General features: G+C 32.8%; 18 protein-coding genes. 15 read left to right on the top strand and 3 right to left on the bottom strand.

From position 1 onward, the window contains the following. Positions 1-22: 22 nt before the first annotated feature. The 8 genes from iolE (at position 23) to ACZ5N4_RS24030 (ending at position 6,995) form a co-directional block, all read left to right on the top strand. Entirely contained in the window at positions 23-919 is an 897-nt protein-coding gene (gene iolE / locus ACZ5N4_RS24065; RefSeq protein ID WP_464205046.1) for a myo-inosose-2 dehydratase, read from the top strand. A 97-nt stretch (positions 920-1,016) separates the two neighbouring features. Further along, positions 1,017-2,027, top strand: a complete 1,011-nt coding sequence (gene iolG, locus ACZ5N4_RS24060; protein ID WP_464205044.1) for an inositol 2-dehydrogenase — start codon at positions 1,017-1,019, stop codon at positions 2,025-2,027. A 142-nt stretch (positions 2,028-2,169) separates the two neighbouring features. After that, the gene (gene larAH6, locus ACZ5N4_RS24055; protein WP_464205042.1) at positions 2,170-3,411 is read left to right on the top strand and encodes a nickel-dependent malate racemase, LarAH6 family; all 1,242 of its coding nucleotides are present in this window, start codon (positions 2,170-2,172) and stop codon (positions 3,409-3,411) included. Positions 3,412-3,523: 112 nt separating this feature from the next. After that, positions 3,524-4,111: an alpha-ribazole phosphatase gene (cobC, locus tag ACZ5N4_RS24050; protein WP_464205040.1), complete on the top strand. Its 588-nt coding sequence runs from the start codon at positions 3,524-3,526 to the stop codon at positions 4,109-4,111. A gap of 72 nt (positions 4,112-4,183) precedes the next feature. Then, positions 4,184-4,936 (top strand): adenosylcobinamide-GDP ribazoletransferase, encoded by a 753-nt coding sequence (cobS, locus tag ACZ5N4_RS24045; protein WP_464205038.1) that lies wholly within the window; start codon positions 4,184-4,186, stop codon positions 4,934-4,936. Positions 4,937-4,966: 30 nt separating this feature from the next. Then, the gene (gene cobU, locus ACZ5N4_RS24040) at positions 4,967-5,515 is read left to right on the top strand and encodes a bifunctional adenosylcobinamide kinase/adenosylcobinamide-phosphate guanylyltransferase (RefSeq protein ID WP_464205036.1); all 549 of its coding nucleotides are present in this window, start codon (positions 4,967-4,969) and stop codon (positions 5,513-5,515) included. 84 nt (positions 5,516-5,599) lie between these two features. After that, positions 5,600-6,649: an FAD:protein FMN transferase gene (locus tag ACZ5N4_RS24035; RefSeq protein WP_464205034.1), complete on the top strand. Its 1,050-nt coding sequence runs from the start codon at positions 5,600-5,602 to the stop codon at positions 6,647-6,649. A 148-nt stretch (positions 6,650-6,797) separates the two neighbouring features. Further along, entirely contained in the window at positions 6,798-6,995 is a 198-nt protein-coding gene (locus ACZ5N4_RS24030; protein ID WP_211143205.1) for a DUF1858 domain-containing protein, read from the top strand. 29 nt (positions 6,996-7,024) lie between these two features. Here the strand turns inward: ACZ5N4_RS24030 and ACZ5N4_RS24025 are convergent, their stop codons facing one another. Beyond that, a complete protein-coding gene (locus ACZ5N4_RS24025; RefSeq protein ID WP_464205031.1) occupies positions 7,025-7,942 on the bottom strand; it encodes a cation diffusion facilitator family transporter in 918 nt (305 codons plus the stop codon). A 358-nt stretch (positions 7,943-8,300) separates the two neighbouring features. Here ACZ5N4_RS24025 and nifJ point away from each other — a divergent pair, with 358 nt between their 5' ends. Beyond that, positions 8,301-11,825 (top strand): pyruvate:ferredoxin (flavodoxin) oxidoreductase, encoded by a 3,525-nt coding sequence (gene nifJ, locus ACZ5N4_RS24020; RefSeq protein WP_464205029.1) that lies wholly within the window; start codon positions 8,301-8,303, stop codon positions 11,823-11,825. Between the two features lie 69 nt (positions 11,826-11,894). Here the strand turns inward: nifJ and ACZ5N4_RS24015 are convergent, their stop codons facing one another. Beyond that, positions 11,895-12,062: a CDIF630_02480 family spore surface protein gene (locus ACZ5N4_RS24015; protein WP_464205028.1), complete on the bottom strand. Its 168-nt coding sequence runs from the start codon at positions 12,060-12,062 to the stop codon at positions 11,895-11,897. 259 nt (positions 12,063-12,321) lie between these two features. On the opposite strand from ACZ5N4_RS24015, the gene ACZ5N4_RS24010 reads away from it, so the two are divergent. The 5 genes from ACZ5N4_RS24010 to cooS all read left to right on the top strand — a co-directional run bounded on the left by ACZ5N4_RS24010 (position 12,322) and on the right by cooS (position 18,774). Further along, positions 12,322-12,792: a DUF3189 family protein gene (locus tag ACZ5N4_RS24010; protein ID WP_464205026.1), complete on the top strand. Its 471-nt coding sequence runs from the start codon at positions 12,322-12,324 to the stop codon at positions 12,790-12,792. Positions 12,793-12,841: 49 nt separating this feature from the next. Then, positions 12,842-14,350: a spore germination protein gene (locus ACZ5N4_RS24005; RefSeq protein WP_464205024.1), complete on the top strand. Its 1,509-nt coding sequence runs from the start codon at positions 12,842-12,844 to the stop codon at positions 14,348-14,350. Further along, on the top strand, positions 14,337-15,434 hold the full coding sequence (locus tag ACZ5N4_RS24000; RefSeq protein ID WP_464205022.1) for a GerAB/ArcD/ProY family transporter: 1,098 nt from the start codon (positions 14,337-14,339) through the stop codon (positions 15,432-15,434). Before ACZ5N4_RS24005 ends, ACZ5N4_RS24000 begins: the two co-directional genes overlap by 14 nt. Then, the gene (locus ACZ5N4_RS23995; RefSeq protein ID WP_464205021.1) at positions 15,418-16,566 is read left to right on the top strand and encodes a Ger(x)C family spore germination protein; all 1,149 of its coding nucleotides are present in this window, start codon (positions 15,418-15,420) and stop codon (positions 16,564-16,566) included. The genes ACZ5N4_RS24000 and ACZ5N4_RS23995 overlap by 17 nt, the downstream gene beginning before the upstream one ends. 78 nt (positions 16,567-16,644) lie before the next feature. Beyond that, complete coding sequence (cooS, locus tag ACZ5N4_RS23990) at positions 16,645-18,774, top strand: anaerobic carbon-monoxide dehydrogenase catalytic subunit (protein WP_464205019.1); 2,130 nt, start codon at positions 16,645-16,647, stop codon at positions 18,772-18,774. Positions 18,775-18,893: 119 nt separating this feature from the next. Here the strand turns inward: cooS and ACZ5N4_RS23985 are convergent, their stop codons facing one another. Then, a complete protein-coding gene (locus ACZ5N4_RS23985; RefSeq protein WP_464205017.1) occupies positions 18,894-19,538 on the bottom strand; it encodes an undecaprenyl diphosphate synthase family protein in 645 nt (214 codons plus the stop codon). A 151-nt stretch (positions 19,539-19,689) separates the two neighbouring features. On the opposite strand from ACZ5N4_RS23985, the gene ACZ5N4_RS23980 reads away from it, so the two are divergent. Beyond that, positions 19,690-21,027 carry an FMN-binding glutamate synthase family protein gene (locus tag ACZ5N4_RS23980; protein ID WP_464205015.1) on the top strand — a complete coding sequence of 446 codons (1,338 nt, stop codon included), beginning with the start codon at positions 19,690-19,692 and terminating at the stop codon, positions 21,025-21,027. Positions 21,028-21,046 lie beyond the last annotated feature (19 nt).

Raw genomic sequence — 21,046 nt, 5'->3', positions numbered from 1 at the left:
TAAGGCAAGGATGGGATAAGATATGTTAGATAAAAATAAAGTAAAATTGGGAATAGCTCCTATAGCATGGACAAATGATGATATGCCTGAGCTTGGAGGAGAAAATACTTTTGAGCAATGTGTTAGTGAAATGGCTTTAGCTGGCTTTACAGGAAGTGAAGTAGGTAACAAATATCCAAAAGATACAGAAGTATTAAAGAAGGCTTTAAACTTAAGAGGAATAAATATAGCTAGTGCCTGGTTTAGTTCATTCTTAACTACAAAACCACTAGAAGATACTGTAATTGAATTTATAAAACATAGAGATTTCCTTAATGCTATGGGTGCAAAAGTAATAGTTGTATCGGAGCAAGGGCACAGTATTCAAGGCATGATGGACACTCCAGTTTTAAGCAAGAAGCCTCACTTTACAGAAGAAGAGTGGAACAAGCTTGCAAAAGGATTAGAAGAGCTAGGCAAACTTGCAGCACAAAAAGGTATGAAGATAGTTTATCACCACCATATGGGTACAGGTGTACAAACTTTAGAAGAAATAGATAAACTAATGGAAATAACAGATCCTAATTTAGTATATTTACTTTTCGATACAGGTCATCTTACTTTCTCGAATGTAAATCCAGAGGTAGTTCTAAAGAAATATATAAACAGAATCAAACACGTACATTTAAAAGATATAAGAAAAGAAGTTTTAGCTACAGTAAAAAGCGAAGAAATGAGCTTTTTAAATGCAGTTAAAGCTGGAGTATTCACAGTTCCAGGAGATGGAATGATAGACTATGGCCCACTATTTAAGATTTTAGATGAAAATAATTATGAAGGTTGGTTTGTTGTTGAAGCAGAACAAGATCCTGCTAAAGCTAACCCATTAGAATATGCTATAAAAGCAAGAAAGTTTATAACAGAAAAGACAGGTCTATAGTATTTAGATAAAAATATCCCAAGCAGATCTCTTATGTGTAAAGAATCTTTACACATAAGAGATACTAAATTCTAAATGTTGATAGGAGAGATTGGTTATGAATAAGAAAATTGTACTTGGTATTATTGGAGCTGGAAGAATAGGAAAACTTCATGCGGAAAATGTAATTAATAATTTCGTAGATGTTAAAGTTAAGGCTATTGCAGATGTATATGCTGACAATATAAAAGATTGGGCTGCAAACTTAGGGATTGAAAATGTATATGCAGATTATCATGATATATTAAATGATTCAGAAATAAACACTGTCTTAATATGCTCATCCACAAATACACATTCACCTATATCAGTAGAGGCTGCTAATGCTGGAAAACATATTTTCTGTGAAAAACCTATAGACTATGATCTTGATAGAATAGCTGCAGCACTAGATGCTGTTAAAAAGGCAGGAGTTAAGTATCAAGTTGGTTTTAATAGACGTTTTGATCATAACTTTAGCAAAGTTCGTGAATATGTTAAAGAAGGGAAAATTGGTGATCCACATATAATTAAGGTTACTTCAAGAGATCCAGAACCGCCTTCAGCTGAATACGCTAGAGTATCTGGAGGAATGTTCTTAGATATGACTATTCACGATTTCGATATGGTTAGATATTTATCAGGAAGTGAAGTAACAGAGGTATATACTAATGCTGCAGTGCTTGTAGATCCTGCAATCGGAGAAGCAGGAGATGTAGATACAGCTTTGATTACACTAAAGTTTAAAAATGGTGCCATAGGTATTATTGATAACAGCAGAAGAGCTGCATACGGATATGACCAAAGAGTAGAAGTGTTTGGATCAAAGGGAGGCGTAACTGTCAGCAACGATGCTCCAACTTCAGCAGTACTCAGTACAGCAGAAGGCGTATTTAGTGATAAGCCTAAATACTTCTTCCTTGAAAGATACAAGGATTCATTTGTTGAGGAGTTAAAACAGTTCTTTGATGCAATAAAAAATGATACTCCAACACCAGTTGAAGGCATTGATGGATTAAAGCCAGTAATTATAGCGATTGCTGCAAAGAAATCCTATGAAGAAGGAAGACCAGTGAGAATTGAAGAGTAAATAATATAATCGTATAAATAACAGTAGATTTAGACTCAATAGCCTTGAGCCTGCCTCTACTGTTTATTTTTAAACCTTATGACAAGTTAAATGTAAAATTTTATAAAATTTGTATTAAATTAATTGTTGAGGAGAGTTATTTATGGAATATAGCTTTGGCTTTGGAAAAGGTAAATTGAAATTTAGTATAGATGAAAAAAATGTATCTAATATATTACTTCCAAATGAGATTGAGCTTGATTTAACTGGAGTAGAAGAAGTTAAAAGAGCAATGGACAATCCCATAAGTTCTAGAAAGTTAAAAGATATTGTTAAAGCTGGAGAAAATGTTGTAATAGTAACTAGTGATATAACAAGACCTATGCCAAGTAAAATAGTACTTCCTGTAGTTATAGAGGAACTTAACAGTGCAGGAATAAAGGATGAAAATATTACAATAGTATTTGCTCTTGGAAGCCATAGAGCTCACACAGAAGATGAAAAAAAATATCTAGTTGGGGAAGAAATTTATGAAAGAATAAAGTGTATAGATAGTAATTCAACAGAATATGTACACTTAGGAATAACGGCAAACGGAACACCGGTAGATATAAATAAAGAAGTAGCAAAGGCTGATAGAAGGATATGTCTTGGAAACATTGAATATCATTATTTTGCAGGCTATAGTGGAGGGGCTAAGGCAATAATGCCTGGAGTTTCTACAAGAGCTGCAATTCAAGCAAACCACAGCAGAATGGTAGAAGAAGAGGCAAGAACAGGAAATATAAAGACTAACCCAGTAAGAATTGATATAGATGCTGTGGAAAAATTTGTTCCTATAGATTTTATAGTAAATGTAGTTTTAGACAGCAGCAAGAAAATAATTAAAGCAGTAGCAGGCCATTATATAGATGCTCATAGAGAAGGATGCAGATTTTTAGACAGCTTTTATAAGATAAATATAAAAGAGAAGGCTGACATAGTTATCACTACTCCGGGAGGATATCCTAAGGACTTAAACTTATATCAAGCGCAAAAAGCATTAGATAATTCAAAACATGCAGTAAAAGATGGAGGAATAATAATATTGGTAGCCTCTTGTAAAGAAGGGCTAGGAGAGAAAGTGTTTGAGCAGTGGATGCTGAATTTTGAAAAATCTGAAGATATGATTGAAGAAATTAAAAGAAACTTTCAACTTGGAGGCCATAAAGCAGCAGCAATAGCTATGATTTTAAAGAAAGCTAAGATATTCTTAGTTTCTGAGTTGGACCCGAATTTTGTAAGAAGTATATTTATGGAGCCTTTTTCAGATGCTCAAAGTGCTGTAGATGCGGCTTTTAATGAAAAAGGTGAGAATGCTAAAGTAATATTGATGCCTTTCGGAGGTTCTACATTACCAGATTAGGTATTTAATGATAAAGTAAAGGTTGCCAGCAATGTTGTTGGCAGCCTTTATTAAGTTTGTATATTTATAATATTTTTTATATAATTAAATAGGCAGGACTGAGGTGATTTATATGAATTTATACTTTGTAAGACATGGTGAAACTGAAAAAAATAAAAGTAAATGTTACTATGGCAGTTTGGATGTAGAGCTTACTAAAGAAGGTATTTTACAAGCAGAAAGAGCAAGGGAATTATTAAAGGATGTAAGCTTTAACAAAGTATATGTAAGTGAGAAGAAAAGATCAGTAAATACAGCTGAAATTCTATTAAAAAATAAACAGTATAAATTAATAACTGATATGAGAATAAATGAAAGAGACTTTGGCGAATTCGAAGGTAAAGGCTATGAAGAATTAAAGCAGCTTTATCCAAAGGAATGGAAGGCATGGTGTGAAGATTGGAAAAATACCTCTCCACCTGGAGGAGAAAGCTGTGTACAAGTCTATGAAAGAGTTAAAAGTTTTATGAACGATATCTTAAAATTAGAGAAAGATAATATACTTATTGTTGCTCACGGAGGAGTAATAAGATCAGTGTATTGCTATATACTAGGGGGAAATATAGATTATTTTTGGAGCTTTGGGTCAAGTAACGGAGATATAAGCATCATAAAATACGAATATGGTAATCTGTACATAGATAGTATAACTCACGTGTAGGATTTAAAGCCCGAAAGTTAACTTTCTAGTTGGTTTCTCTATAGTTAAATATGAAAGGAAGGCACTATAATTATGAAAGAAATTGTATGCAATTTTTTGTTGATGATTCAATTTTTAACTAGGATTCCGGTAAATGTAAGTTTACCTTGTGAAAAGGATAACTTTAGAAGAGCATCAATATTTTTTCCGGTAATCGGTTTAGTAGTAGGTGGAATTCAGTGGGGAGTGTACAAGCTACTCGTAAATATTATTCCTATAGATGCAGTGATAATTATAATTTTAATAGTTGGTGTTATAGTAACTGGCGCAATACATATAGATGGACTGGGAGACACCTGTGATGGATTTTTCGCTTTTAAGGGCAGCGATAGAATAATAGAAATAATGAAAGACAGTAGAATAGGAACTTATGCTTGTATTGCTATGGTTATGGACTTGCTACTCAAATATACTCTTTTTTCTTTTATAGTTCCAAAATTTTCAGTAGCAATTATTGCAGCCCCTATGATATCAAGGTGTTCCGTGTTGTTTTTAGGGTTTAAAGGAAAAACTGCGAAAAGTACTGGTACAGGAAACTTTTTTATTGGTAATGTTGGGATAGTCCAATTTGCTATAGGATTAGTGATTACATTAGGAGTTTTATCATTATTGATGACACCACGATACATAGTTATCTTATTAATTGCTGCGTTAATTTTGTCCTTTATATTCAACTTATTCTGTGAAAAAAGAATTGGGGGACTGACAGGTGATACCCTTGGAGCAAATAATGAGTTGGTGGAAATATTAACATTAATTTTGATATCTGTTATATTAAAAATATAAGGTGAAATAGTGATGTTAGGAGCGGATTATATGTCAAAAATAACTTTAGTTACTGGAGGCAGCAGAAGTGGCAAAAGTACTTTTGCAGAAAAATTACTAGAAGATAAGGATAATGTGTTATACATTGCTACTGCAATAGTAACAGATAAGGAAATGGAAAAAAGGGTTGAAAAACATAAGAAGCAAAGAAATTCAAAATGGGAAACTTATGAAGGATACAAAGGCTTGGATAAGATATTAAAAGAGGATAAGAATAAGTATGTGATGTTAGAATGTATAGGAACTATGGTAACAAATTTAATGTTCGATAAAAATTATGATTTTGAAAGCATGAATCAAGAAGATATAGAAAAACTAAGTTTTAGTATAAAGAATGAAATAGAGAATATGATAGCAGCGGCTAAAGAAAGTAATAAAAATTTAGTTATTGTTACAAATGAAGTAGGATGGGGATTAGTATCAGAGCATAGGCTAGGAAGAATTTTTAGTGATATACTAGGACATATAAATCAGTTTATAGCAAGATTAAGCGATGAAGCATATTTAGTTTCATGTGGAATTCCTTTGAAATTAAAATAATTTATAGGGTTACTTGGTCGAAAGTTAATTTCTCTATGCCAAGATTAAAGTAAGTATTATAAATAGAAAAGAAGGTGATAGACAATGAAATACCTTAGTAGAAGAAAACTTTCTATATTATTAGTTGGCCTTATGGTTATGTCCTTATTTTTAGGAGGGTGTAGCTCACAAAATGTTGAACCAGCTGAAAAAACAGAATTTATGCTTGGTACCATATGTACAATAAAAGTTTATGATGGTAATAAAAATGAAGCAATTGATAAAGCTTTTCAAAGAATTAAGCAGATAGAAAATGAAATGAGTATAAATAAAGAAGGAACTGAATTTGATGCAGTAGCAAATGCCGCAGGGAAGAATTTTGTAAAAGTATCCGATGATACCTTTGCAGTTATAAAAAAGGGATTATACTATTCTGAGCAGTCTAAAGGAGCCTTTGATATAACAATAGGCCCGCTAGTTAAGCTTTGGGGGATAGGAACAGATAATGCTAAAGTTCCAACACAAGCAGAAATAGATGCAGCAAAAGCTTTAGTTGGATATAAAGACTTAGTACTAGATGAAGCAAATAAAAAAGTAATGCTTAAGAGACCTGGAATGTCCATTGATGCAGGTGGAATAGGGAAAGGATTTGCAGCAGATGAAGCGGCAAAGGTATTAAAGCAAAATGGAGTAAAACATGCGATTATAAACTTGGGAGGTAATGTATTAGTTATTGGCAACAATCCAGATGGTCGACCATGGGGAATAGGAGTACAAAATCCTTTTGACACGAGAGGAAAAGAGATAGGTGTGCTAAGGGCTACTGATAAGACTGTAGTTACCTCAGGTATATATGAAAGGTATATTGAGAAAAATGGAAAGAAATACCACCATATATTAAATCCATTTACAGGATACCCTATGGAAAATTCCTTAGCTAGTGTAACAGTTTTTACAGATGTATCTTTTGATGCAGATGCTATGACTAAGTATATTTTTTATCAGGGACTAGAAAAAGGGCCTGAGTATGTAAAGAATTCTTTACCTGGGGTAGAGGCAATATTTATAACAAAAGACAAGGGAGTCTATGTAACAGAGGGGCTAAAAAATAATTTTAAATTAACCAATAGTGAATTCAAGATGATAAATAAATAGAACTTCAGGTATGTAAGTATCATTAAGGTTACTATTTAACAAAAAAGTTCATTCTTGCATTTAAGTTAAAATAAAAATATAATAAATTTATAATAAAGGTACATACTAACTTCTAGTATGAGAAAAGTGAAAAGGAAGGTATTTACTTATGGAAAAAGTAACAAAGGATATGACAATAGGAGAAGTTATAAGATTAAATCCTAGAAATGCTGAAGTTTTAATGAGCTTTGGTATGGGCTGTGTTGGATGTCCTTCAGCTCAAGCTGAAACTTTAGAGCAGGCTGCTCAAGTGCATGGACTAGAACTTGATAATCTGCTAAGAGCGTTAAATTCATTAAGTGAATAATTAAAGAGAAAATCACAGGATAAATAAGTTTATTCCTGTGATTTTTGTTTTATATGGTTATCTTCTTTGTGTTCACAAATAAGGCATTGATGTGTACAGGATTCTAAATGTATTAAAACCTCTGTATTTCTAAGTGATGCTTCAAGTTCATCTTCTATTTCATCACATATATCATGAGCAGCCTTTATTGACATGTTTTCAGGAAAAACAAGATGCAAATCTATATATTTTACGTTTCCAGATTTTCTTGTTCTCAAATCGTGGAAATCGCAGTAAACAGATTTAAACTTACTTATAGTAGATTCGATAATATTAATTTCTCTATCAGATAATTTTACATCAAGTAAAGGGTTAAATGCGGTTTTTAATAGCTCAAAAGATTCCTTTAGAATAAATATCGCAACTATAATTGCAACTACAGGATCTAAAAAATGTAATTTTGTAATCCAGATTAATAATAGTCCTACACCTACGCCGAGAGAGGTATAGACGTCTGCTTTTAGATGCAAAGCGTCAGCTTCTAAGGCTATAGAATCCTCCTGCTTAGCTACTTTGTATAACTTGTTTGATACAAAGTAATTTATTGCAGCGGAAATAAACATAACAATAAATCCAATACCTATGGATTCAACTGTCTCAGGATGAAGAAGCTTTTTTATCGCCTCCACTATTATCCAAACAGAGGCTGCAAAGATAAGAAGGGCTTCTATTACTCCAGAAATATTTTCAACTTTACCGTGACCATATGGATGGTCTTCATCTGCAGGTCTATTTGAAATTTTTACAGAAAAATAAGCTACAATAGCTGCAACTAAATCCATTGTAGAATGGATGGCTTCAGATACTATACTTACCGATCCAGTAAAAACTCCAACAAATAATTTCATTATGATAAGGCCTGAGTTTGATAATATAGAAAGCCTTGCGACCTTAGTTTTCTCATTCATTTCTACAGTTCCTCCTAAAATTATTTATTATCACTTGATAAAAGATTATAAAATAATAATAACGTACAATCCATTATAAGTCAATAAAAATAGGGGTGAAATACATTATCAATTGATAAAGAAAATTAATTCCTCTTTGTACTAATAATATTCTTTGCTAATTTCTTAATAATATTAAAAATTAGAATTTTCTTAGTAAAAATAAAAAAATTAGTAAATAATTTTTTATTTTATGTATGAGATTCTTTCTGTATCAAATAATAAGTTAGGAAAATAGTATGAGTATCAGGCACATTCAAATTTGACTTGTTATTTATTTTTATGTGCCTTATTTTAAAAATGTGAGGAGGATTATTTCATGAAAAAGGTTATGAAGACAATGGATGGAAATGCAGCTGCTGCTTATGCATCATATGCTTTTACAGAAGTTGCGGCAATATACCCGATAACTCCATCTACGCCTATGGCAGAAGGTGTAGATGAATGGGCTGCTCATGGAAAGAGAAATATATTTGGTCAGCCAGTAAAGGTTGTTGAAATGCAATCAGAGGCAGGTGCAGCAGGAGCAGTTCATGGTTCTCTTGCAGCAGGAGCATTAACTTCAACATATACAGCATCACAAGGATTGCTTTTAATGATTCCTAATATGTATAAAATCGCAGGGGAGCATCTACCAGGAGTTTTTCACGTAACAGCTCGTGCAATAGCTGCACATGCATTATCAATATTTGGGGATCATCAAGACGTAATGGCATGCAGACAAACAGGTTTTGCATTATTAGCTTCATCAAGCGTTCAAGAAGCAATGGATTTAGGATGCGTTTCACATTTATCTACAATTAAATCAAGGGTTCCATTTTTACATTTTTTTGATGGATTTAGAACATCACATGAGTATCAAAAAATAGAAGTTATTGATTATGATGAGCTTGCGAAACTTGTTGATTACGAAGCTATTAAACAATTTAGAGATAGAGCAATTAATCCAGAACACCCTGTAGTAAGAGGTACTGCACAAAATCCAGATATTTATTTTCAAGGAAGAGAAGTTTCAAATCCATTTTATTTAGCAGTGCCAGATATTGTAGAAAACTATATGAGAGAAATAGAAAAGGTTACGGGAAGAGTTTATCATCCATTCGATTACTATGGTGCGCCAGATGCAGAGTACATAATAGTAGCTATGGGTTCAGTTTGTGATACTGTAGATGAAACTGTTGATTACTTAATGTCTAAAGGAGAAAAAGTAGGATCTATAAAAGTGCATTTATATAGACCATTTTCTGCTAAGTATTTCTTTGATGTATTACCTAAAACTGTAAAGAAAATAGCAGTTTTAGATAGAACAAAAGAACCAGGATCATTGGCAGAGCCTCTATATTTAGATGTAGTTAAGTTATATGATAAGAGCGAGAACAGACCTGTAATTGTAGGCGGAAGGTATGGATTAGGATCTAAAGATACCAGACCATCTCAAATACTGGCAGTGTTTAATAATTTAAAACAAGATAATCCAAAGGATGGATTTACTATTGGAATAGTAGATGATGTAACCAATACATCACTTCAAGAAGAGGATATTATACAAACATCACCAGAGGGAACTATAAGCTGCAAATTCTATGGATTGGGATCAGATGGTACCGTTGGAGCAAATAAAAGTGCAGTTAAGATTATTGGAGATAACACTAACCTTTATGCACAGGCCTATTTCTCTTATGACAGCAAGAAATCAGGTGGAACAACTGTTTCTCATTTAAGATTTGGTAAAAAACCTATTAAATCACCATATCTAGTATATAAAGCTGATTATATTGCTTGTCACAATAAGTCCTTTGTATATAATTATGATTTATTAAAAGGTCTAAAAGATGGTGGAACATTTGTACTTAACTGTCCATGGGATGAAAAAGAACTAGATGAAAAATTACCAGCATCAATAAAGAGATTCATAGCAAAGCATAATATTAATTTTTATGTAATAGATGCTATATCAATAGCAGGCGAAATAGGATTAGGCGGAAGAATAAATATGATTATGCAGTCAGCATTCTTTAAATTAGCTAATGTAATTCCTATTGAAGATGCCATTGAATACTTAAAGAACTCTATAGAGCACATTTATGGCAAAAAGGGCCAAAAGATTGTTGAAATGAATAAGGCTGCAGTTGATAGAGGTATAGATTCCTTGAAAAAGATTACTGTACCAGGAAACTGGGCTGATGCAAAAGACCCTAATATACCAATTAAAGATGAACCAGAGTTTATTAAGAAAATTCAACGACCTATAGCAAGACACGAAGGTGATGAGCTTCCTGTTAGCACTTTTGTAGGTATGGAAGATGGTTCTTATCCACTTGGTACAACAGCATATGAAAAGAGAGGAATTGCTGTAATGATACCTGAATGGCAGATAGATAAATGCATTCAATGTAATCAATGCTCGTATATATGTCCTCACGCAACTGTAAGACCATTTTTACTAGATGAAGATGAAGTAAAGAGAGCACCAGATACATTTAAAACTAAAAAAGCAACAGGAAAAGGATTAGAACAGTATCAATATCGTATTCAAGTTGCTCCACTTGACTGCACAGGATGCGGTAATTGCGCAGATGTATGCCCTGCACCAGGAAAAGCACTTATGATGAAACAGGCAGATCATGAAATAGAGATGGAAGCAGAAAACTGGGAATTTGCAATGACTGTTACTCCTAAGGAGAATGTTATGGATCCTAATACATTAAAGGGAAGTCAGTTTGTGAGACCATTGCTTGAGTTTAATGGAGCTTGTCCAGGATGTGGTGAAACCCCATATATTAGACTTTTAACACAATTATTTGGAGATAGGATGATGATTGCTAATGCTACAGGTTGCTCATCAATTTGGGGAGCAAGTGCACCATCAATAGCATACTCTACAAACGCAGAAGGCAAAGGACCTGCTTGGGCAAACTCATTATTTGAGGATAATGCTGAATATGGATATGGAATGTATTTAGGAGTTAAGCAGATAAGAGAAAAAATAGCTGATTTAATGAAGATATATGTGCTAGCTGATGGGAAAGAAGAAATAAAGGAAGCCTTCAATTTGTGGTTAAATGAAATGAATGATGGAGACGGTTCGAAAAAAGCTACAGCTAAAATATTTGAGGTTTTAAAAGGTTACGACTATAGTAAGGATGAAATTATAAAAGAAATAATGGATAGAAAAGACTACTTAATAAAGAAATCTCAATGGATTATAGGCGGAGATGGTTGGGCATACGATATAGGCTATGGTGGTGTGGACCAAGTACTTGCAATGGGAGATGACGTAAACCTATTTGTTATGGATACAGAAATATACTCTAACACTGGTGGTCAATCCTCAAAATCTACACCAACTGGTGCAGTAGCTAAGCTTGCAGCAGCAGGAAAGAAGGTAAGAAAAAAAGACCTTGGAGCAATGGCAATGACTTATGGCTATGTATATGTAGCTCAAATAGCAATGGGTGCAAATATGAATCAAACAATCAAAGCTATAACTGAAGCTGAAAGATATAAGGGACCATCACTTATAATAGCATATGCTCCATGTATAAGTCATGGTATAAAATCTGGAATGGGAACTAGCATAATGGAAGAAAAGAAAGCTGTAGAAAGTGGATATTGGCATTTATATAGATACAATCCAATGCTTAGAGAAGAAGGAAAGAATCCGTTCCTATTAGAGTCAAAGGAACCAACAAAACCATTTAAGGATTTCATACATGGTGAAATAAGATATTCTTCACTTATGAACGTATTTCCAGAGATTGCAGATAAAATGTTTGATGAAGCAGAGAAAAATGCTAAAGAAAGATACGACTTTTATAAGCGCTTAGCAGAAATGAAATATTAACAAAAGTTTCATATAGAATTATTAAAAGAAAGGGTTACTATGTTATAGGCAACCCTTTCTTTATAAGTATTATTTTTCGTTTGTATCTACCCATTCCTTTGCATTTCTTACTTCGGTTTCGCTAGGTAAGGTAACATTTGAAACTGGTTTTGTATCCTCTATATTAGCCCATGCTGCAGTGTCATGACTTTCTACTGGAACTCCCATAAAACGTTCTTTAATTCTATTTTTTGCCATACTATCCCTCCTCTATATTATTATCTTCAAAGAAGTAAAAGCTATTAGTGAAAGTTTTCTCATGTGTTGAAGTATTATCCAGATGTGTTAATATAGTTAGCTTTATATTAAGTTTTAGTTATGAATAAAAATATGGAATTTAAGGTACTTTAATATAATAAGAGATTATATATGAAATTTTTGATCATTAAAATTGAAATTATTGGAGTTATTTTAGAATAATTAAATTAAAACTTATATCAGAATAGGAGGATTAATTATGATAGTTGTTTATCATGATGCAGGAGGAGCGCACTCTACAGCTACAGCTGCAAATATTCATATAGGAAACCTCTCTATGGATAAGATTCCTACAAAAGAAGAATTATTAAGTCTACCGACTTTTGACAAGACAACTCGAAGTCAAATGGGAACTCTATTATATATTGGCGAAGATGAATTTGGAAATAAGGTATTTACTATGGGACGTAGATATAAGCCTAATTTGGTTGTACCTGCTATATCAAGTATGTATACTATTTTAAATGGAAGCACAGATAATCTGCTTATAGTAGATACACAACCATCTGTTAACTTGTGGATGAAAATTGGAGGTTTTAGTTCAAGAGCAATGAATCTCGTGTCTTTTGGAAGGCCTATAGTAACTTATGGAACTATTAAGGCATATAAGGATATTGCAACCATTGTAAAAAAGGTAAAACAACAAATAAGTGATAGAAATAAGCAGTAAATAAAATATAACAATAATTAAGACATCATAAATGGTGGTGTTTGTAAGTATGATAAACAATACAAATATGAATAATAGTTGTAGTAACAACCCTGCAGATGTAAAAATATCTAATTCCATTTTAGATAATATAAATCAATTAAAAATAAAATTTACTAATTGTCCGGATATTATGTGGAAAAATGTGTATTTAGATAATGATAAAGAAGGTTGCTTTATATATATAGAAGGACTTGTTAATGACAACTTAATACAAAGAGATTTTATAAGTCCTATAATCTCTATGAAATATGAAGACTTATTAGATTTAAAAAAGATACAAAACATTCCTATTAGTAGTATTTTTCTTACTTATGACTTTAATGAGCTTTTGCAAAATATAATGTCAGGTATAACAATTTTTATTGTGGATGGAATCAATTATGCCATATGCTGTGAAAGCAAGAAATCTGAAAAAAGAGAGATAAGTGAACCACAAACTGAGAAAAATGTAAAAGGACCTCATGAAGGATTTATAGAAGATTTAAATATAAATATGTCTATATTAAGAAAAAGAATTAGAAACAATAATCTTAAATTTAAAACGTTAAAATTAGGTACTGCAACTAATCAAACTACTGCAATTGCCTACATTGAAGGAATAGCAAATCCTCAGATGATAGATACTTTATATAATAAACTAAGTACTATAAACTATGACGGAATACTTGCGATTGGTTACATACAACAATTTATAACTGATTTTAAGAAATCACCTTTTCCACAATACCAAGCCACAGAAAGGCCTGATAGAGCTATTGCAGCACTTTTGGAAGGAAGATTAGTAGTTTTGTTAGATATGACTCCCGTAGTTCTTATTTTACCAGTAAACTTTTTTGCATTTTTGACAGCTTTTGATGATTATAGTACTCATTGGATATTTGGAAGTTTTTTGACGATTCTAAGGTTTCTAGCTTTAATCATTGCGGTTCTTCTTCCGGCATTATATATAGCAATTATCTCTTTTCATTACTACATGATTCCATTAAACCTATTGGTATCACTAGCGGAATCCAGATCAAGAGTATTTTTGCCACCTATACTTGAAGCATTAGTTATGGAAATAACTATAGAGTTTATTCGAGAGGCAGCTGTAAGGCTTCCTACATATATAGGCACTTCGGTAGGCATCGTAGGCGGTATTGTTATAGGGCAGGCAGCAGTTCAAGCTGGTATTGTAAGTGATTTACTTATAATTATAGTAGCAGTAACTGCTATTGCTTCATTTGTTCAACCAACTTATGATATGGGTTTAGCTATAAGATTTATAAGATTTGTAATAATGATATTTTCTGCTATATTTGGAATTATAGGTGTTGTCATAAGTGTATCAATGATAATTGCGCATCTTGTTGTATTAGAATCCTTAGGACAGCCATATTTCCAACCGATTATACCTTTAAGAGTTAAGGACCTTAAAGATACTATTGTAAGATTTCCACTTAACTTACTTAGAAGGAGACCTGAAATGCCAAAACCTGTAGATAAGAAAAGAGGAAAAGGTAATGGAGAAGGATAGAAATAATATAACCTCAAAACAGGCAATGACATTTATATTAACTGCTCAAGTGGGAGTTGGTATACTTTCACTACCAGCATCTCTTGCAAAAGCTGTTGGCCATGACGGATGGATTTGTGTAATAGCAGCAAATTTTATATCAATAATCTCAGGAAGCTTAATAACATTTTTTCTAAAGAGATATCCTAATAAGTCAATTTTAGAAATTAATAGATTGTTATATGGCAAACATATAGGAACCTTTAATAATTATGTATTAGTAGTATACACATATTTACTACCAGCTTATATACTAAGACAATTCACAGAGCTTATAAAGGTTGCCATACTAAGAAATACTCCAGCTATTATATTGAGTCTTTTTGTTATGATTCCTACCATATATTTAGTTTGGTATGGGCTAAAAGCTGTATGTAGATATGGCAGTGTATTTTACTTTTCAATAACAACTATGATGATTTTACTAATGTTAGTAGGTAAAAGCATAAGATTAACATTTCTTCAACCTGTAGGGGAAGCAGGGATTAAGAATATTATAAAAGGTACAGGTACTGTAACTTTTTCATTTTTAGGTTATGAATTACTATCTTTTATTTACCCTAATATTATGGATAAAAATAAGATTACAAAGTCTACAGTAGCAGCAATTTTTTTATCTGGATTTTTTTATACTTCAGTTGTTATAGTTTCTACAGGAATATTTGGGGAAAATAGGTTAAAGTTTATGGTATTTCCCCTTTTTAGTTTAGCTAGAGCATATAAATCTATGTTATTTGAAAGAGTAGACTTATTTTTTATATCTCTTTGGATGCCTGTCATGGCTGGTGCAATACGTACCTGCTATTTTTGTGCACATTATAGCTCCTATAAACTCTTAAATATAAAAAATAAAAAAATGCTTACTACTTTATGCACAATTATAATAGTTTTAATAAGTAGAATCCCGAAAGATCAAATACAAATTTCAAATTTTGAAAGAATAGTTAGTATTTATGGAATTTCAGTTATAGTTTTTCTTTTAGTGAGTTATGCATTTTCCTTTGTTAATAAAAGAGGTGTAAATTCTAATGCAAAAAATAGTTAGAATAAAGATAAAGAAAATACTTGTAATTTTAATGATAGTAATTTTTTCAAACACACTTATAGGCTGCTGGGATCAAAAAATTTATGAAAAAGTTGGCTTTATATTAGTGACTGGAATAGAGTCTTCAAAGGAAAAAGGTAGAAAGCTATTAATCACTTACACAAGCCCAGCTATTGGACTTGGGAAAAAAAATCAGGTAGAGTTAACTAGCCAAGAGGCGGACTCATTAAGGCAGGCAAGAGAGATTTCAAGAACAAAAACATCTAGACCATTAGAAGCTGGTAAGGTTCAGCAAGTTCTTATTTCAAAAGAGTTAGCAGAAAAAGGTGATATCCATAATTTGATATCCATATTTTCTAGTGATCCTTTAAGTCCTACACTAGCATTTTTAGTTATTGTAGATGGAAGTCCTTATGAATTATGTAAAAAATCGCTTGAATTTCAGGATAAGCCAAGAATAGGAATGTATTTAAATCAACTATTTGAAGCTGCTGTAAAAGATTCAAAAATGGCGGAAACTAGAATTCATAATTTTGATACAGAATATTATGTGGAAGGGTTAGACAGTATAGTTCCTATGATAAAATTAGAATCTACATCAGTTAAAATTATAGGTTCAGCACTGTTTTCAAGAGATAAAATGGTAGGAAACATTGATGTTAAACAAACCACTTTAATACTTGCAATGATGAATAAAATGAAAAATACAGTGGAATACATATTTAGAGTTCCTAATATAGAAGATGCTCATAGTAATGTAAAAGATGGCATAGCCGCTTCCATAAAAAAATCAAAAAGAAAAATAAATGTTAATATAGATAAAGGTAAACCAATTGTAAATATACAATTAAAATTTAAAGGATTTATTGATGAATATAGATGGGACGATTTAGATAAAGAAAAAAAGTATAGAGAACTTGAAAGTGAAATGGCTGAGGAGCTGAAAAATGAGTGTTTAAATATAATAAAATATACTCAGGCGGTAGGTTGTGATTCACTAGGAATTGGAGATATAGTAAGAGCTAAACATAGTGATTATTGGAAAAAGGTTAACTGGAATGAAGCTTATAAAACAGCACAAATAAATATTGATGTTAAATTTAAAATATCAAATCATGGGTTAATGTACTAATTAAAAGTAGTTTCCTATGTATATAAATAACTCTCTATGAAAAAACTAAATGGGAATAATTAACAAGGAGTGATTTATATGTCAGATAAGGATATTCAAGGTTCTTATAAAAAAAGTGCAGAAACAATGAGTGGAGAAGCTCATACCATATCTGAAAAAGTAAAGGATACTAATGATCCAAACGATCATCATGATCTTCATGAACAATTTAAAGTTGATTATAGCGCTGCCGGCAATCCAGTTTCTATGGAAGAGGTTCATAAACTTCAAAGAGAGCATATAAAAAATAAAGATGATCAAGGTAAAGATGGCTTTCCTCTAAATGTCATAATTGATCCTGCTATGAGAGATATGTATAAAGTTGTACATAAGGCTGGAATGACAAACGTTTTCGATCGTTTTTCACAGCAGCAGCCAATACAATGTAAATTTTGTATTGAGGGGTTATCCTGCCAGTTGTGTGCTAATGGGCCTTGTCGTATAAGTGATAAAGTTCCTAGAGGAACCTGCGGTGTTGATAGACACACAATGGTAGCTAGAAACTTTATGTATAGACATGTTACTATAGGTACATCTGCTAACATATTTCATGCACACCAAGCTGCAAGAACACTTAAAGCAGCAGGAGAACATCCAGAAAGTGGTCTAAAGATAAGAGATGCTGAAAAACTCAAAAAGTATGCTGATATGGCAGGACTTGATGCTAATCAGCCTATAGAAAAACTGGCAGTACAATTTGCACAGTGGGTTATGGATGACATACATGCACCATTCCATATTCCTTCTAAAACTGTAGAGGCTTTTGCACCTACAAGACGTAAGGAATTATGGAATCAGCTAGGATTATTCCCAGGGGGAGGATATAGTGAAGTTGCTTTTGCACAAACAAGGTGTATGACTAACTTTACTTCTGATCCTATTGAATTCTTATTAAACAGCGTAAGACTTGGTATAGCTAATGAATATCAAGGTTTATTTATGCTTGATATATTACAGGAAATACTTATGGGCACTCAAGAAATAACAATGAAGCAGCAAAATATGGGCTTATTAAAAGAAAATATGATAAATATAATTACAAATGGACACATGCCTCTTCTTGCACATGTGGCTATTGAAATGGCTTCATCTGATGAATGGCAGCAAAAGGCAAAAGCTGCTGGCGCTGATGGAATACAGATATTAGGTCATGTTTGTGAAGGACAACAGCTGATGAACTATGAGGGAACTCATAATCAAAAGGCTTATACCGGTCAAGAAGGTGAATGGTTATCTGAAGAATATTTACTTGCTACAGGCGTAGTTGACCTATTTATGTTTGATTATAACTGCACGGTTCCAACCTTGCCACTTTATGCAAAACGCTTTGGAACTAAACTTTTAAGCGTACATCCAGTGATTAAGCTTCAAGGAACAGAGACCTTAGATTTTGTTCCTGAGAAGATGAATGAGCAAGCGGCAAAAGTTTTAGATATGGCTATTGATGCATTTAAGAATCGTAAAGGTGAAAATAGAAAAGTTCATATACCACCATATGTATCAGATTGCATGGTTGGATTTAGTACAGAGTCAGTCAAAGGAGCGCTAGGTGGAAGCTTTAAACCACTAATTGACCAAATCGTAAATGGTAATATAAGAGGTATTGCAACTATAGTTGGGTGTACAACAGCAAGATATGGTCAAGGGGGAAGCAATATATTCAAAATAACCCAAGGCCTAATTAAGAACAACATACTTGTGCTATCAGGTGGATGTACTTCAAGTGTTATGGAATATACAGGTTTAACAAATCCGAAGGCTGCCGATGAAGCAGGTGAGGGCTTAAAGGCTGTATGTAAACAATTGGGAATACCACCTGTACTAAGCTATGGTGCATGCGTTGATATTGGCAAAATGACGCATACAGCAAAAGAACTTGCTGATGCATTAGATGTAGATACAAATAAATTACCGTTAGTCATAGGTGCACCAGAATATCTAGAGCAAAAAGCAGTAGCAGATGCATGTACAGCCGTGGCGCTTGGATGGTTAGTACATGTAGCTCCTGTTCCATCTATAACAGGAAGCGATGTAGTAGTTAAAACTCTTACAGAAACAACAGAGACATTGGGACTTGGAAAAGTTGTAGTAGAATTAGATGCAGAAAAAACTATTCAAATATATGTTGATCATATAGAGAAAAAGCGTAAGGAACTAGGGTTAAGTTAATATAAGTTACATTCAAATAAATAACAAGTCAGTATGATAATTTATTTTCAATCATACTGGCTTATTATTTGTTTGAATGGGCCTAATAAAAAGGGAAGCTGTTAAATAGCTTTCCACTTTTAGCCTCCAAGAGTAATATCTTGCTTGTTATACCATTCAAGAGCTTCGTAAAATTGTGAAGGCTTAAAGTCAGGCCAGTAATCATCTATAATGTAAAAATCTGAATAGACTGATTGAACTGGTAAAAATCCACTAAGTCTTCTTCTTCCTCCCCACCTTATAATTAAGTCCACTCTAGTAATATCAGAGGATTTTAAATAACTTATTATAGTGTTTCTATTATTTGTAGTTAAATCGTTAGCATTTCCCAAATCCCATTCCCAACCATAATTAACCAAAAAATTGACTTTCATTTCTCCTTTACCGAACTGTTTTCTTTTAGTAAAAGGAAGAAGTTCTTTAGGAAACATAGGCGATGAACTATTACCAACAACTAAAAGCGAGGCATCTTCCTTAGATAACATTTTTACTGCCTCTATACATGCTGCAGTAAAGGCTTTGGTTTGTACTGCTGGTCTTTTGGTATTGTCCGTAGTAAAACCATAATAAGTTAATTCTTTTACTCCAAGTTCTTTGCAAATCTTAAATAATTGTAATCCGGGATCAAGTCCTGGGCCGTATCCTTGTTCTTTACCTAATCCTTGCTTAACAGCCCAGCGTCTGTTTCCATCAGGTATAACGCCAATATGATTTGGAATTCTCATTTTATAGCCTCCTATATATTAACTATTAATGACAGTATTACCATATAATATAGGTTTTATTCCATAATAAACCAAACCAAAGATTACATATTACTTTATATATTTATACACAATAATTATTAATGGTAAAACTGAAAGGAAGTGTATTCTTATGTTTCAAAGCTTAATTAGAGGAATAGCTAATGATACTGCTGACAATTTAATGGGAAGAATGCTAAAGGACGAATATACAGAAAATATTTTTGTACTTATAACAGCAGCACAAAAGTTAACAGTACGTGCTATAATTGAGGCTTGTATGAGAGGGGAATCTGGAGAAGTATTAAGTAGATCACTTGGAAGTCCAAATGTTCAATCACCATGGAATAAATTATATTTAAACCCAACACAGCTTTTTTCACTTCCTACAAAGGATGAATTTGCTGTAGATACCCAAGTAACTATAGGGAAAAATGCTGTAAAACCTTTAAAATTATCTATGCCAATTATGATAACAGGTATGTCTTATGGAGCCTCGTTAAGCTTAAATGCTAAGGTTGCATTGGCAAAGGGAGCTAGTTTAGCTGGGATTTCAACGAATACTGGTGAAGCACCGGTTACTAATGAAGAAAGAAAAGCTGCTACCCTACTAATAGGCCAATACAATAGATATAGATCATTGTGTACAGTAGAACAGTTATCTCAGCTGGATGCTATAGAAGTTCAACTTGGGCAAGGAGCCTGGGGAGGAGCAATGATTGGAAGTATTAAACCAGAAAATATAGGAGATCACATGAGAGAATCATGGCACCTTGGAGAAAATCAACCAGCTAATAGAGGTTCAAGATTTGAAGAAGCAAATACACCAAAAGAAATAATAGATTTAGTAAATAAGCTAAAAAAAGATTATGAAGTACCAGTGGGGATTAAAATAGCAGCATCTCATTTTATTGAAAAAGAATTAGATATAGTAATGCAAACTAATGCAGATTTTATAACTATTGATGGTGCTGAAGGGGGAACAGCCGGTTCACCTCCAACTCTTCAAGATGATATGGGACTTCCTACATTGTATGCTGTATCTAGGGCAGCAAAATATTTAGAGCAAAATGGAGTAAAAGATAAATATGATATTATTCTAGCAGGAGGATTAAGTACTCCTGGGCATTTCCTTAAGGCCTTAGCACTTGGAGCTAGCGCTGTTTACATAGGTTCTATAGCACTAATTGCAATGATTCAAGCTCAAGCAGTGAAAGCAACTCCTAATGAACCAACACCACAGCTTGTGCTTTATGATGGAAAGCTAACAGATGAATTAGATGTAGAGCTAGGGGCAAAAACACTGTCTAATTTCTTAAATTCTTGCAATGAAGAGATGAAACTAGCACTTGTTGCTATGGGTAAAACTGGATTTGATCAGCTTTCAACGACGGACTTAGTTACTGTAGATAAAGATTTGTCAGATTGTTTAGGAATAGGGTATGCAGGATATCCTAGTAATCAAGTGTAATCTATTTTTATTTAATATA

The organism is Clostridium nitrophenolicum (genome assembly GCF_055391695.1).
The sequence above is the reverse complement of the archived record's forward strand: the minus strand, read 5'-3'. Positions and strand labels throughout refer to the sequence as shown.

Excerpts from the sequence above, each read along its gene's own strand:
- larAH6 (WP_464205042.1), top strand. The coding sequence starts at position 2,170 with ATGGAATATAGCTTTGGCTTTGGAAAAGGTAAATTGAAATTTAGTATA.
- iolG (WP_464205044.1), top strand. The coding sequence starts at position 1,017 with ATGAATAAGAAAATTGTACTTGGTATTATTGGAGCTGGAAGAATAGGA.
- ACZ5N4_RS23980 (WP_464205015.1), top strand. The coding sequence starts at position 19,690 with ATGTTTCAAAGCTTAATTAGAGGAATAGCTAATGATACTGCTGACAAT.
- nifJ (WP_464205029.1), top strand. The coding sequence starts at position 8,301 with ATGAAAAAGGTTATGAAGACAATGGATGGAAATGCAGCTGCTGCTTAT.
- cobU (WP_464205036.1), top strand. The coding sequence starts at position 4,967 with ATGTCAAAAATAACTTTAGTTACTGGAGGCAGCAGAAGTGGCAAAAGT.
- ACZ5N4_RS24035 (WP_464205034.1), top strand. The coding sequence starts at position 5,600 with ATGAAATACCTTAGTAGAAGAAAACTTTCTATATTATTAGTTGGCCTT.
- ACZ5N4_RS24000 (WP_464205022.1), top strand. The coding sequence starts at position 14,337 with ATGGAGAAGGATAGAAATAATATAACCTCAAAACAGGCAATGACATTT.
- ACZ5N4_RS24015 (WP_464205028.1), bottom strand. The coding sequence starts at position 12,062 with ATGGCAAAAAATAGAATTAAAGAACGTTTTATGGGAGTTCCAGTAGAA.
- ACZ5N4_RS24005 (WP_464205024.1), top strand. The coding sequence starts at position 12,842 with ATGATAAACAATACAAATATGAATAATAGTTGTAGTAACAACCCTGCA.
- ACZ5N4_RS23995 (WP_464205021.1), top strand. The coding sequence starts at position 15,418 with ATGCAAAAAATAGTTAGAATAAAGATAAAGAAAATACTTGTAATTTTA.
- ACZ5N4_RS24030 (WP_211143205.1), top strand. The coding sequence starts at position 6,798 with ATGGAAAAAGTAACAAAGGATATGACAATAGGAGAAGTTATAAGATTA.
- cooS (WP_464205019.1), top strand. The coding sequence starts at position 16,645 with ATGTCAGATAAGGATATTCAAGGTTCTTATAAAAAAAGTGCAGAAACA.
- ACZ5N4_RS24010 (WP_464205026.1), top strand. The coding sequence starts at position 12,322 with ATGATAGTTGTTTATCATGATGCAGGAGGAGCGCACTCTACAGCTACA.
- iolE (WP_464205046.1), top strand. The coding sequence starts at position 23 with ATGTTAGATAAAAATAAAGTAAAATTGGGAATAGCTCCTATAGCATGG.
- cobC (WP_464205040.1), top strand. The coding sequence starts at position 3,524 with ATGAATTTATACTTTGTAAGACATGGTGAAACTGAAAAAAATAAAAGT.
- ACZ5N4_RS23985 (WP_464205017.1), bottom strand. The coding sequence starts at position 19,538 with ATGAGAATTCCAAATCATATTGGCGTTATACCTGATGGAAACAGACGC.
- cobS (WP_464205038.1), top strand. The coding sequence starts at position 4,184 with ATGAAAGAAATTGTATGCAATTTTTTGTTGATGATTCAATTTTTAACT.
- ACZ5N4_RS24025 (WP_464205031.1), bottom strand. The coding sequence starts at position 7,942 with ATGAATGAGAAAACTAAGGTCGCAAGGCTTTCTATATTATCAAACTCA.